Annotated in this window: 11 protein-coding genes; 4 read left to right on the top strand and 7 right to left on the bottom strand. The window is 52.3% G+C overall.

The window, feature by feature from the left end; all coding sequences use genetic code 11:
* Positions 1–99: 99 nt before the first annotated feature.
* The 4 genes from IEY46_RS21585 to IEY46_RS21570 all read left to right on the top strand — a co-directional run bounded on the left by IEY46_RS21585 (position 100) and on the right by IEY46_RS21570 (position 2,710).
* A complete protein-coding gene (locus IEY46_RS21585) occupies positions 100–669 on the top strand; it encodes a hypothetical protein (protein ID WP_188994904.1) in 570 nt (189 codons plus the stop codon).
* A 71-nt stretch (positions 670–740) separates the two neighbouring features.
* On the top strand, positions 741–1,358 hold the full coding sequence (locus IEY46_RS21580; RefSeq protein WP_188996084.1) for a hypothetical protein: 618 nt from the start codon (positions 741–743) through the stop codon (positions 1,356–1,358).
* A gap of 266 nt (positions 1,359–1,624) precedes the next feature.
* Entirely contained in the window at positions 1,625–2,191 is a 567-nt protein-coding gene (locus IEY46_RS21575) for an Imm44 family immunity protein (protein ID WP_188994902.1), read from the top strand.
* Between the two features lie 60 nt (positions 2,192–2,251).
* Complete coding sequence (locus IEY46_RS21570) at positions 2,252–2,710, top strand: SMI1/KNR4 family protein (RefSeq protein WP_188994900.1); 459 nt, start codon at positions 2,252–2,254, stop codon at positions 2,708–2,710.
* Positions 2,711–3,181: 471 nt separating this feature from the next.
* On the opposite strand, the gene IEY46_RS21565 is transcribed toward IEY46_RS21570, so the two are convergent.
* Genes IEY46_RS21565 through IEY46_RS21535 form a run of 7 tightly spaced genes read right to left on the bottom strand, consistent with a single transcriptional unit; the run spans position 3,182 to position 13,148 of the window.
* Entirely contained in the window at positions 3,182–4,669 is a 1,488-nt protein-coding gene (locus tag IEY46_RS21565) for a sulfatase family protein (RefSeq protein WP_229750449.1), read from the bottom strand.
* 33 nt (positions 4,670–4,702) lie between these two features.
* On the bottom strand, positions 4,703–6,133 hold the full coding sequence (locus IEY46_RS21560) for a sulfatase family protein (protein ID WP_188994898.1): 1,431 nt from the start codon (positions 6,131–6,133) through the stop codon (positions 4,703–4,705).
* Positions 6,134–6,168: 35 nt separating this feature from the next.
* On the bottom strand, positions 6,169–7,809 hold the full coding sequence (locus IEY46_RS21555; protein ID WP_188994896.1) for an ABC transporter substrate-binding protein: 1,641 nt from the start codon (positions 7,807–7,809) through the stop codon (positions 6,169–6,171).
* 31 nt (positions 7,810–7,840) lie between these two features.
* On the bottom strand, positions 7,841–8,737 hold the full coding sequence (locus IEY46_RS21550) for a carbohydrate ABC transporter permease (protein ID WP_188994894.1): 897 nt from the start codon (positions 8,735–8,737) through the stop codon (positions 7,841–7,843).
* Between the two features lie 18 nt (positions 8,738–8,755).
* Positions 8,756–9,826, bottom strand: coding sequence for an ABC transporter permease (locus IEY46_RS21545; RefSeq protein WP_229750448.1), 1,071 nt, complete (start codon positions 9,824–9,826; stop codon positions 8,756–8,758).
* Between the two features lie 11 nt (positions 9,827–9,837).
* Positions 9,838–12,120 (bottom strand): helix-turn-helix domain-containing protein, encoded by a 2,283-nt coding sequence (locus IEY46_RS21540; protein ID WP_188994892.1) that lies wholly within the window; start codon positions 12,118–12,120, stop codon positions 9,838–9,840.
* Positions 12,120–13,148: a LacI family DNA-binding transcriptional regulator gene (locus IEY46_RS21535; protein ID WP_188994891.1), complete on the bottom strand. Its 1,029-nt coding sequence runs from the start codon at positions 13,146–13,148 to the stop codon at positions 12,120–12,122. Before IEY46_RS21535 ends, IEY46_RS21540 begins: the two co-directional genes overlap by 1 nt.
* Positions 13,149–13,619 lie beyond the last annotated feature (471 nt).

The raw sequence follows: 13,619 nt of genomic DNA, 5'->3' as shown, positions 1-13,619 counted from the left end.
AGATTAGTATAATGGAAATAAGAGACATGTATAGAACCAATCTATAGGATATATACAAAAATCAGGCTGAGTAAGAAAGCGATTAGAGGAGGCCATTTCGTGGGAAGATCATTCGCAAATTTGCATATCAAGTCGAAAAGCCTTGAGAAGACTGTCGAAGCATTAAGAGAGCTAAGCGAAGGGAATGCCGAAGTATTAGGCATGCCAAGTAATGAGGATCAAGAGAAAGTTGTCATGTATGTAAGCAAAAGCAACGAGAACTGGATCAGCGTGCTCCACGATTATTTTGTATGGGGTACGGTGAAGGAGATTGGCAAAACGTTATCCCGACTTATCGAGGAGCCAGTGATGACCGGCGGATATATAAATGAGGAAATATTCGAGTTGTCGTTTTTCGAGAATGGAGACATTCAGGCCGAAAGAATCTTTTGCGAACAGTGGACGAGGGATGAATATGAAGAGCTCAAAGAAGAGCGCCTTAATGATGACTACCTGCGCAAAGCGTTGGATATCCGTCATGAGGATTTTGACGACTTCATTCGCATGACGAGTCCACAACAAGCCGTAGATAAACTGTCGGAATTTGTAAGCATGTCTTTATGGAGTGATTGGGAGTGGATACCGCACGAAGAAACGCTCCGAACACGATTTGGGAAATATGAATTTTGAAAATCTATGAGCTGTATATGCACCCTTCCTTGCTTTAGATAGAGATGATGAAGAGTGGTGGCGAACCGGAAATGGACAAATTAAAGTACAGCGGATTTTATAAGCTTAAATTCTTCATAAGGCCGGAAGAGTTTAAAAGCGTTTTGAAGCTTTTTGAACATAAGCAAGCGCAATTTCACCTTACCAATTATGCCCAGACAGAACATGATCAGAATCAGGTGTATGAGGCATATCAGACATTTTATCAGTATTTTGCGGCAGAGGAAAAAAGGAATGATGTTCACCCCTTCTTTGTTTATTCCATTTCTGTTGTGTCTGATCATGAAAGCTCCGGATTTTTTGCGAGAAATGAAGGTGTCCATTTTCCATATTGCGGACAATGGGCAGAGGATGAACTGCCGTGTATCTTGCTTTCATTTCCTAAAGGCTTTCAAATTAATTTGGAAGATGAAAAAGGGAAGTATTTTATCTATGAGGATATCCGGAATTATAAGCCGTTAACGTATTCGTTTTTCGATGAAATAACGGGCTCTATTAAAAAAATGACGAAACCGCTTCGCTTCTCGGCGCATGACGCAGATGCTATGAAGGAGCAAAAGCCCTCAGTGCGTATAAGCCATGATGCGATTCACGACTTGAGCAAATCGTGGATTTTCAGTAAATATGGACTTGTGATCAATGGCAAATAGGAGGGTTAACGACCTCTACCCCTCCGCCTCGTGGTTACATTTATAGATCGTTATTCACACAACCAGGCCGCCGATTACTTCGACGGCCTTCAGGCATAATACGAAATTTGATTAGCCGTCAATAAAATCGGACTATCGTGCGGCAGAAGACCTGTTGACTTGAACTTATGTATAATGAAGGAAAATGGAGGAATACCGAAGAAAGCATTTCCATGAAGTACATCCGACTGCCGACAGCGGCAGTCGTACGGGAGAGGGAGGTATGCATGAAACTAGCTTTTACTCTGGATACACATGGAACATGTGTGGGTCAATTGAGAGATGAACTGCTGCCGTTAGAGGAATTAGCAGCTACATGGAAGTTTCCCTATGATATCTTTTTTGTATGGCGTGTTTTACCTGAAAGTTATGGTCGAAAAACTTTTAGACGTTTTGATAGCAGGGATCATACCCTCGAATTAGATATCAGCCTAAGTTATGAGCAGTACCAACGGATGTCCAAGCATGAGCAACGTGAGGTATTAGGTATTCACCTTTATAACTATCTGTCAGAGTCAGTTGCTAAATATAATAAGCATGCAGATAAGGAAGCCCAAAATCAACTACTGAACCTGGTGAAAAAATGGATGCTTGAAAACAATTGGCTAGATGGAAAAATAAATCAAGCACGGAAACTTCTTTCGCAAGACATGGATCTTTATGAAGTCAGCCAAAAATTGCAAATGCCGTTAGAAGAAATTGAGTATATCCTTCTCCGCATGAATGACTATGAGCCAACTGACGTTCATCCTGACAACATTGCAGCAGGAAAAGCGCCGCCATATCATTTGTAGAAGGCAGAAGAGACATCCAAAACTTACAATAAACCCATGTATAGGGGAGAGATCAAACTCATGTATGAGCGTTTGGCAGAAAAACTGAAAACCACTACCGCTTTAAAATGGTTTCCTGGTCATGGTGCGGAAGAGAGCTGGATAGCGGAGGCCGAAGAGGAATTAGGATTCCGCCTGCCGCCATCTTATCGCTGGTGGCTGGTTCATTACGGTAATGCCCAGTTGAGTGGCGGGAATATTCTCAAGATCGATGCTCCGGAACACAGAGAGTATTATGACGGCGACCTTCTTTACATACACAGACTGAATATAGCCGAGGAATGGTGGGTAGACCGGTTTCCCCACAGATTGGACTTGTTCGTGCCGGATAGCGACGAGCTTTATTTTTTTGATACGTCTACTAGAGATAAACAGGGAGAATTTCCGATCATGTGTTATGATCTCATGAATGATTTGATCGACACGTATGCTTCAACGTTTGCGGAGTTTCTAGAACGTCTGATTGACGAGCGTTCTTAGATAAGAATAAATGTGTACGTAAGCCAAAGCAACGAGAACTGGATCAGCGTGCTTCATGACCCAGGCCTTATCAAACAAGCGATTTCAGACGGGGAACTAAGCCATAACGAAACATCCATGGGAGGCTAAAAGGCACCATAAAAGCAGCAGGAGAAAAACGATTTTTTCTCCTGCTGCTTAATAGGACAGCCTTTTTTGGTGATGTTATTCAATGCTTCAGAAACAAAATGTTAAGTGTCAGAGGACACCTTGGAGAGCGAATTGCAACACATGTTGCTAATGGGCAGAATCAAAAGGTATTTGGCGATTCGCCAAAATGTGGGCATTGATCGCCGCATAGCCGAAATCAAAGATCGGACGTTCGTACACGTCCACGAACGACCCATCGGGCCGCTCGGCAATTGCGATGCGTTCCTTCCGTCGGTTTGCTTGTCGGCCGAATGCACAAGTCGGTTTCTTTCGGCCCTGTTCCTACCACGGCGATTTGCGCGGCGGCAGCGGATCGACGGTCATCGCCATGCGGTTGCAGAGGCGCTGCATCAGCTCGAGCTTCACGGAAGCGTACGCGCGATCCTCCCAGGCGTTGTGATTTTCGCCGGGGTCCGTTTGCAGATCGTACAGTTCGCCGGAGTTGTCGTTGTGGTACAGAACCAGCTTGTGCCGCTCCGTCCGTACCATCGTCGCCCATGCGCGAAGATCGCCGTGCGGGAAGTTGGCGTCATAGGATTCGCAGTACACATCCTCGCGATGCTTCGTCGTCTCCTTTTCCCGCCCGCTCAGAAGCGGCCATAAAGACTTGCCCTGCATCCCCTCATAGACCGGAGATTCCGACGCCTCCAGCAGAGTCGGCGCCAGATCGGCCAGCTCGACCAAAGAAGAGAGGCGACGGCCACCCTTGATCCCCGGCCCGCGGACAATCAGCGGCACGCGCACGCTGCAATCGTAGAAATGCGGTCCCTTCAGATACATGCCGTGATCGCCGAGCAGCTCGCCATGATCGGACATGAAGATGACAATCGTACTGTCGAGCTGTCCGCTGCGCTCAAGCGAATCGAGCATGCGTCCCACCTGGTCGTCGATCAGGTCGCACATCGCCCAGTAGGCAGCGCGAATCAGTCGATGATCGCGCTCGCTCATACTTGATGCGGCCAGATTTCCTTTCATGCCGTACGCACCGTCCCGATCGATGCGCTGATATACCGGCTTGTTCTCGAGCTCCCTTTCCTGATAGTTCGGCAGCGGAATCTCATCCAATCGCTCCAAATACCGCTCCAGGTATTCCTTCGGCGGATCGAACGGATGATGGGGATCGAACAGGTTGACAAGGAAAAACCATGGCCGATCATAGTCCGCATTCGTTTCGATGAACTGCACGGCTTTCTCCGCGCACCAGGTCGTTTGATGATCCTCGGCATCCGGACCGTAGCTCACATGCGGAGACGCTTCGACCGGCCGCGGCGAGAACGTCTTTCCCTTCGCTTTCAGCCACTGCGTATATTCGTTCGTCGGCCACTCCGAGTTCGGATGATGCGACCAGAAAAATTGATCGAAGCCGTCGTCGATCCGCCGCTCCGTTCCCTTGGTAACGGAGGGATGGCAAGCGGACAAATGCAGCTTGCCGGCAAGACCGCAAATATATCCTTCCTCGGAAAGCAGCCGCGAGATCAGTTTCTCGTCGGCGGGAATGTCCTGGCCGTTGGCCCGGCATCTTGTCGTTCTCGGATAACGTCCCGTCAGAAAGCTGGCGCGGCTCGGCGTACACACCGGGCTCTGGCAGAACGCTTGCTCGAATAATGCACCTTGGGCGGCCAGGCGGTCGATATGCGGCGTGTTCACCCATTCGTTACCGTATACGCCCAGCGTATCCTGCCGCTGTTGGTCGGTGCAAATCCATAAAATATTCGGCTTCTTCAAGCTTATTCCTCCCAGATTCCACTTATTTCGATCGGTTATAGGCAATTCGTCCCGGCCTGAAAAGATTGCTACTGCTCCTTACCAAGGAGCGGTCTTCAGCAGCCCCGGGTCCGCCGTATCCGCCAGCCGGCGGCACAGACGCTCCATCAGCTGCAGCTTCACGCCGGCCGAGGCCGCATCGTTCCACAGATTGAAGCGCTCCTGCGGGTCCTCGCGCAGATCGTACAGCTCTCCTTCCGGATCCGGGCCGTGCACAATCAGCTTATGCGTTTCGGTGCGAAGCATGGTGCCGCTGGCCCTGGCTTCTCCGTTGGGCCGTACTTCGTCAACCTCGCACAAGATATCTTGCCGAAGGCTCTTCGCAGCTCCCGTCAGCAGCGGCAGAAGCGAATTTCCCTGCATGCCGGGGGATACTGGCAATCCGGCGGCCTCCAGCAGCGTCGGCGCCAGATCGAGCAGCTCCGTCAAGGCGGAGATCCGCTTTCCGGCCTGAATGACGCCCGGATACGAGACAATCAGCGGCACATGCACGGATTCCTCGTAGAAATGTGACCCCTTCAAATAAATGCCGTGATCGCCGAGCAGCTCCCCATGGTCGGACATGAAGATGACAATCGTGTTGTCCAGCTGTCCGGTTCGCTCAAGCACCTGCAGCATCCTGCCGACCTGCTCGTCGATCAAATCGCACATCGCCCAGTAAGCGGCGCGCAAATACTTGTGATCCCGCTTACTCATCCGGGCGAACGGATACAGCTTGGAATTGGCGTAAGCCCCGTTATGATCGCGTCTTTGTACGCCCGGCTTGCTTTCCAGCTCTCCCTCTTCGTAGTTTGGAAGCGGAATTTCGTCCAGCCGCTCCAAATACCGCTTCAAATGGCTCTCCGGCGGGTCGAAAGGATGATGAGGCGCAAAGATATTGACGGAGAACAGCCAAGGCTGTTCGAACCGCGCATTCGCTTCGATGAATTCAATCGCCTTCTCCGCGCACCAGGCCGCTTGGTGATCCTCGGCGTCCGGCCCGCAGACGACATGCTCGCATTCGGGCAAGAGACGGGCTTCGTAGGACTTCCCTTTTTTTCGCAGCCAGTGGGAATATTCGTTGACCGGCCAATCCTCCTGTGGGTGATGCGACCAATAAAAGACGTCGTAGCCGTCCTTGATGCGAGGCTCCATTCCCTTGCTGACGGACGGATGGCAGGCCGACAGATGCAGTTTGCCGGACAAGCCGCAGGTGTAACCCGCCTCCTGAAGTAAACGCGTCACAAGCACTTCCGTATCCGGAATGCTCTGTCCGTTCTTCATGAAGCCCGTCGTTCTCGGATAACGTCCCGTCAGAAAGCTGGCACGGCTGGGAGAGCAGATCGTCGATTGGCAGTAGGCCTTCTCGAAGAGCGCCCCCTGCCGCGCCAAGGCGTCGAGATGCGGCGTTTGAACCCATGGGTTTCCATAACAGCCCAGCGTATCAAATCGCTGCTGATCCGTACAGATCCATAAAATATTTGGCTTCATTCGGCTTCGTCCCCCATTTAGCTTGATGATCGTTTTTACTTCTTGTACTGGGCGGTATATGCTTCGTTGTAAATCTCCAGATACCGCTTCAAATTCATGCCGCCAAGCGTCGAGATGTAGGTGTTCCAATCTTTGTCCAGCGACAAGTCGCCGATGATAAAGCGGGTCGTGCTCTCATCCACATAGTCCATGATCGTCTTCTGAAGCATGGTCAGCTCCGCCGCCTGCGCTTCGTTGAAGAAGATCGGGGGAACCTCCTGTTCCTTGGAGCTCTTGTAAGGCTCATAGTTGTTCACAGTCGCGTCATAGAGCTTGCGCGGCACCGAAACCTCATCCGCGGCAAGGCCCTCGAACATTTCCTTCGAGAAGTGATACGGCGCCGTCTGCATCCAGGAGTTGTTCTGCAGCGTGCCGAAGCCGATCAAGCGAACCCAGGTGGCCGGCCCGCCGTTCAAGCCGCTGGCGCCTTCCTCCGGCTTCTTCCAGCCGACGCCTTCCGTGCCGATATTCGCTCTCAGCGAGATATCCTCGCTGAACAGGGCGTCGCCCCAACGGAAGGCCAGTTCCGGATTTTTGGCACCGCTCGTGATCAGGAGATTCCCGCCGTTGTTGCTATAATACAAATACGGTGTCTGCTGCAGCCCCGACGGCCCCTTCAGCGGCGGAACCGCGACAAAGTCCTTCCAGCGGTCCTTGCTCACATCGGTGAACTGTGCAAACGAAGAGGAGGAGACGACGCCGATCGTCGGGTCTCCGTTCTCGACCTGCGCTTTGAGCTGGCTGTTGTTTTGCGTGAACGCTTCGTTGTCGATCAGGCCTTCCGCGTACAGCTTGTGCAGGTAGGCCAGTCCTTCCTTGTAGCCGTCTTTGGTGAAGTCGGCGTCGATCTTGCCGTTCTCGTCGAACAGAAGCTCGTTGGAAGTCAATTTATGCAAGATAAACGAGTTCATCAGGAAGCTGTCGACATTCGTCATGTTGTCCTGCACCCCGCCGGACATCGGAATTTCATCCTTTTTGCCGTTGCCGTTCGGGTCCATCGTCTTAAATGCTTTCAGCACGTTTTCGAATTCATCGGTCGTCGTCGGCATCTCAAGATTCAGCTTCTTCAGCCACGGCTCATAAATCCACATTTTCTGCGGCGCCATCGTATGCGGATTGCGGTCGATGCCGCTGAGAGAGTATATATTGCCGTCCGGCGCCGTAATGGTCTGCTTGACCTCGGGGTACTTTTCGAACAGCTTTTTTGTCTCCACGCCATATTTGTCAATCAAATCGTTCAGCGGCAGGAAGATGCCCTGCTGGCCGTACACCATCTGCTGGGCTGAGTTGACGCCGAAGCCGACGATCACATCCGGCAGGTCCCCGCTGGACAGCGCCAAATTCAGCTTTTCCTGGGCTTCCTGCGGCGGAGCGAACTTCCATTCCACGTGAACATCGGTCAAATCCTCGTAATATTTCGTGAATTCGTTTGTCTCGTAATCCTGCACATAAGGACTTTGTACGGCCAGCACCTTGAGCGTTGTCTTTTCTTTCGACAACGGAAAAGTGCCTGCTGCTTCAGTTTCCGTATTGGCGCTCTCGGAATTCACCGAAGCCGTCCCGGAGTCTCCGTTCGAGCAAGCCGTAATCATGGCCGCCACAGCGACCGCAAGCGAAAGAGCGAGCGTATTTTTCATCTTTTTCCTCCCATGGAATAAGTTTGACAAACTAGCCTTTCAGAGCGCCGATCATGACGCCCTTAACAAAGAAGCGCTGCACAAACGGATAGACAATCATCATCGGCAAGGTCGATACGACGATCAGACAGTATTTGAGCAGCTCCGCAAGACCGAGCATCTTTGCCGAGTCTGCCGTTTCGCCCATAAAATCTGCGCTCATCTGACTGCGCACCAGAATTTCCCTCAGCACCAGCTGCAGCGGATACAGATTCGGTTTGTTCAAGTACAGCAGCGCACTGAAATATTGGTTCCAGTGCTCGACGGCATAAAACAGTGAGATGACGGCAATGATCGGTACCGACAGCGGGAGCACGATTTTCCACAGGAAGGTGTAGTCGTTGCAGCCGTCCATCTGCGCCGCCTCCAGCAGATCATGCGGAATCGTGGTCTGAAAGTAAGTTCGGGTGATAATCATGTTCCAGATGCTCAACGCCGCCGGCAGCCAAAGCGCCCAGGGCGAATTGAGCAGGCCGGCCCCCTTGACCACCAGATAGGTCGGGATCAAGCCGCCGTTAAAAAACATCGTGAAGGCGAACACCAGCATAAGCAGTCCTCGTCCCTTCAGATCCTTTCGCGCCAGCGGATAAGCGGCCAGAACCGTAATGACAACATTGATGAGAGTGCCGACGACTGTGTAACCGACAGATCTCAAATACGCATGCAGAAACTGGGGCTCGTCAAGGACGGCCTTATAACCCTCCAGACTGAAACCGACCGGAAACAGGATCACCTCACCCGCCGTTACCGCATCCTTCGCGCTGAAGGACGAGCTGAGGATAAAAATAATCGGATACAACACGATGACCAATATGATGGACAAATACAGGTAAACAATGAAGCTGAACGCGCGGTCTCCCTTAGCGTTTTTCATCTTTGCGAATTCCATCGTCTTCCCTCCCCCTTGCTACCACAGGCTTGTTTGCCCCGCCTTTTTCGAGATTCGGTTGACAGTCATAATCAGAATGAAAGCGAGTACATTTTTGAACAGCCCGATGGCGGAAGCATAGGAAAAGTTCGGAATCATGGATTTCAGACCCATGTTGTATACGTAGGTATCAATAATTTCCGACGTTCTCATGTTCAGCGGATTCTGCATCAGCAGCACTTTTTCGAAGCCCAGATCGAACACCCGTCCCGTCTCCAAAATCAGCAGAATCATTGCCATCGGCAATATACCGGGCAAATCGATATGCCACATTCGCTTCAGCTTGCTCGCTCCGTCCATGACCGCCGCCTCGTGCAGGGCCGGATCGATTGCCGACAGGGCAGCCAGATAGATGATGCAGGAGAATCCCGTATGCTGCCAAATATCCGACCAGACGTAAATGCTTTTAAAGGCCGACGGCTCTCCCATCAAATTCGGCAGCTGCGCGTCCACTCCCAGCAGACCCAGCAGAGCGCCGATCGGGCCGGTCTTCGGGGAGAGAAACTGCAGGATGATGCCGACCATGACGACAACGGAGATGAAGTGGGGCGCATAGGTTACCATTTGAACCAGATTTTTAAAGCGGGCGTTGGCGACGTAATTCAGGCTGAGCGCCAGAATGATTGGAAACGGAAAGCTGACAATAAGATGGTAGAGACTGAGGCCCAGCGTGTTCTTCATGATTCGCCAAAACTCGTACGAATGAAAAAACTGATTGAAATACTTCAAGCCAACCCATTCACTGCCTGAGATGCCTTTGATAAGGTTGTAGTTTTTGAAGGCGATCTGGGCGCCGTACAGTGGAAAATACCGAAAAACAATTAGGTACGCCAGAGGCAGCAACAGCAGTGTATACAGTTGCCAGCCTCGTAGTACGCTTTTGATGGACGTGATGCTCACCCCTCTGTCGTTCGCTTTCTTGCCTGGCCAGGACTTGGGCCAACTATAGCCGGCAAGAGCGGCTGCGGTAAAGAGGATGTTTCGGCAAAGCCTGCAATTCTTGATCACGGGGGTGGAATGCAAGAATTGCAAGCGCTTTAAATATTGCATCAGACCATGCATCAAGCGCCATTTTGCTCGCGGTAGGCATTGGGCGTAAGGCCGGTGACACGCTTGAAAGCCCTGCCGAACGTGTTGGCGGAATGATAACCGACGGATACGGCGATCTCCCCGACGGTCAGCTTCTTCTCCGTGAGCAGAAGCTTGGAGCCTTTGATTCGTTTCCTCTCCAGATACTCGAAGAAATTGATTCCCGCGTATTCCTTGAACCTTCGGGACATATAGGTTTCGGTCACATTGAAGCGCTCCGCCAAATACGTCAGGGACATTTGCGGATCGGTATAATGCTCATCGACACAGCGCAGGTATTGTTCGAAATCCTGCTGCTGCCGTTGCTGCTTGCGCTCTCGGGTCAGACGGCAGCTGCGAAGAAGCAGCCGGCACAGCGCTCGGAATTGCTGTTTCGGATTGCTGCTCCATTCCTCGCGGGCCAGGTCTGTGCTCAGTCCTTCCAGACCGATCACCTCGGCCGACTCCGTAAGCTTGATCAAGCTGCCCGCGAAATCCATCACAAACACCTGCAGCAAATACCTCGGCAATTCGCGGCTTTCAAAGTTTTCCCGATCCAGCTCGTCGAGCAACAGCTCCAGTTCTTCCTCGTTGCTCGATTTGACCAGATGGAACAACCTTGCCTCGGCATTATCGGGATAATAATACACATGGTTCGGAAGGGGCGTTTCCTGATGCCACAGGACGCCGCTGTCCCTGCCGATGGCCGCAGCCCGTTGCGCCTCCCGAAAGGACCGGGCAAGCTCCTTGCGCTGCCGGCAGAAGCTTCCTGCCGAAAGGAGCGTGCGGATGTTGAATTCCTCCTTCAGCTCCTGCTGCACCCGGCGCAGCAGCCGATCCGCCCGTTCGGCGAGCATTCGCTCATCCTCCTCGTCGAAATGAAACAGCAGCGCCAGCTGGGCGTCGTCTGTCTCGTGCGCGTAGCAGAACGGCTCTGATTCGTGCTGCAAGTACTCGCGCACGATCGCTTTCTTTTCATTCAGCCTGCCGACATCCGTCGGGTCGTTCTCTTCGTATTCCGTAGACAGCGTCAGCAGCGCCGACAGGCTGAAGCCCCCTTCTCCCCAGTCCAGCTTCAGCTCGTCCAGGAGCGCCTTGATCTCGGCTTCGGAGGCAAATTGCCCGCGCAGCAACCGATCGAAGAACGATGACCTCAGCAGCGGCAGCTGTTGTCTCATCCGCACCTCCATTTCCTGATGGGTATCGATCAGGCTGGAGACGGCCCGCTGAATGGCTCCCAGCGCATTGCCTTTCATGCGAAGCGAGTCCGGGGCATGCTTTGCGACGGCATTCATCAGCCCTTGAACCGGCTTGCTGCTGCGGTAGGCAAACTGCAGCGCAATGAGCGCCGCCGCGATCATGAACAGAACCAGAATCGTGATGCTGACTTCTTTGATGTAGACAATCTTGTTCAGCACGATCGCCTTCGGCTGGGCCGCGACATATACCCAGCCATTATAGGAAGAAGTCACGTAAGTGATCATCATCTCCTCTCCGCCGATCTTCTCCTTTCGCACCCCGTCGGAAGAAGGCAGTGACAGAGGGTGGACGGCAGACTTCGCCCCGTCTCCCTGCAGGCTCATCAGCAACCGTCCGTCGGGATCGGCAATATACGCCCAGCCGTTCCCGATATTAAGCCCGCGCAGGAGCTGCTGGATCTTGTCCTCCCGCAGCAGGATAAGTGCCGTTCCGCTGGAATAATCCCGATAACCGAACGATTCCAGGTAGGTCAACGCCGAGTATGCTCTGTTCTCCAGAACAACCTTAGAGGCTGGAATCGTTTGACGGAAATAGTAGTTCTCCAAAAGCTTGTCTAAAAATGCCTTGTCCTCAGGATAAGAAAAGATCTGCGGGAACTTGGACATGATCCCAATGATATTGTTGTTCAGAACAAGCCCGTTGCCAGGAAAAAAAAGAAAAAAATCGAGCACGTAGTCATTCGTTGTCCAATAATCCTGCAACTGTTTCTTCGCTCTGAGCACCTTGAGCAGATTCTCGCTTTGGAACGGATCGTTTAGCCGGTTCAAATTTTGAATGCCCGGCTCCTCGGCGATTTTCTGCAAAATGCCGTCCAGCGAACGGAGCTGGCTGTCGACCGCTTTCATGCTTTGGCTAAGCAGCACCTGATTCGATTGCTTGGTTTCATTTTCCAGAACGGAGGAAGTTTTCTGATAGATGATATAGCCGACCCCGGACGACAACACAATAATAATCAAAAACGGCAGCAGGTTATCGAGCAGAATCTTTATATGCGGCTTCAACAACGTGCGCACCATTATAGACCCTCCTTGTCTGCTTGCAGCTCCTGGCTTGGAAAGCGGCAGGATTGGCGAACCGTCAATTCCGCTGGTACGACGACCGTCTCGAAGGTGGATGGGATGCCTTCGCGAATGCGTTTCAGCAGCAGCTCCATAGCGAATGAGCCCATCCGCGCCGAATCCTGGGACATCACCGTCAGCAGCGGCTGAATCCGGGCCAGCAGCGGAAAGTCGTCAAAGCAGGCGAGCGCCAAATGGTCGGGAACCTGCATACCGCGGCGGCGGAGCTCTTCGATGGCTTCGATCGCAACGAATTGATGCGTCAGTAGCATCGCCGTTGGATAGGGCCTTCCTCGCTCCAAAATCTCCTCTATCAGCTTTTGTCCGTTCTGCTCCCGTATTCGCAGGGTTTCGTCAAAGCAACCAACGCGGAGCAGTTCCTCCACAAAGCCGTCCGTCCGCTGCGAGGTGACGGAGTTGTCCCGGTTTTCGGCAACGACGATGTGCCGGTGGCCTTGCCGAAACATATGAGCTGCTAGCTCGGCCGCCTTTTGCCGATTGTCCGTGGCGACATGGTCTCCCGGAAAACTGTCCGGATCGGGACGGTGGCCGATGGTCACATAGGGAATACCCAGCTTACGCAGCAAATGCAGATGCCGATTGTCCGCCTCCTGTGCCGGGGTCATCACAATTCCGTCGACCTTGGATGAAATAGCTGTGCGGACATATTCCGCCTCCCGTTCCAGCCGGTCGCTCGACTGACACAGGTAGACGCGGTAGCCTGCCCTCCAGGCAACCTCCTCAACCGCTTCCGCCATCAAGGCAAAATGGGGGTTGCTCAGATGACGCACGATAAAGGCGATGGTCTTCGTCTCTCGCCTGCGCAGGCCGCGTGCCACTTCGTTCGGCAAGTAATGAAGCTCGTCGGCGATTTCACGGATCAAACGGCGGGTATCAGCCGACATGCGGCCCGTTCCGCGCAGGGCATGCGTCACCGTCATCATGGAAACGCCAGCCCGTTCCGCAATATCCTTAAGTTTAACCATAGACCCTCCCGTACAGTAAGATATGACCGGCTTCAAACCGGCTTTCGGAATCGATAACGCTCGATGTCTTTAGTTTAACGTTATACCCATCATTATCTTTGTTTAATTTTACCATCGAGCTGGGCACTTTCCTAGGGGAAAAGAGGACGGACGCAGCGGACGGACTAGCGGCAGCACTATGGAATGATTGAATAGAGGAGGAGAAGGGGCATATGAATCAATTAATTTGAATGGATTCCCCGTATGAGGAGCCTATTCATTCTGAAGTGGATGTAGAAACGAATGTATTGTCTGTGAATGAATGTGTTGAACGGATCAATGAGGATGGTCTAGCGAATAATGTCTTGATGAAGAGATGCGTTACATGATGAGTGTGTTGCTGGAGATTCTATCCTTCCTGATTTGCTTTACCTCGAGAGGAGCGGGCAAAAAATCGCTGGACTCTGGCCGCCCCTCCTACTTGATTCTGGT

It is taken from the genome of Paenibacillus nasutitermitis (genome assembly GCF_014641075.1).
Lineage (GTDB): Bacteria > Bacillota > Bacilli > Paenibacillales > Paenibacillaceae > Paenibacillus_Z > Paenibacillus_Z nasutitermitis.
Note: the sequence above shows the minus strand (reverse complement) of the source record. Positions and strands in the feature narration are given on the sequence as shown.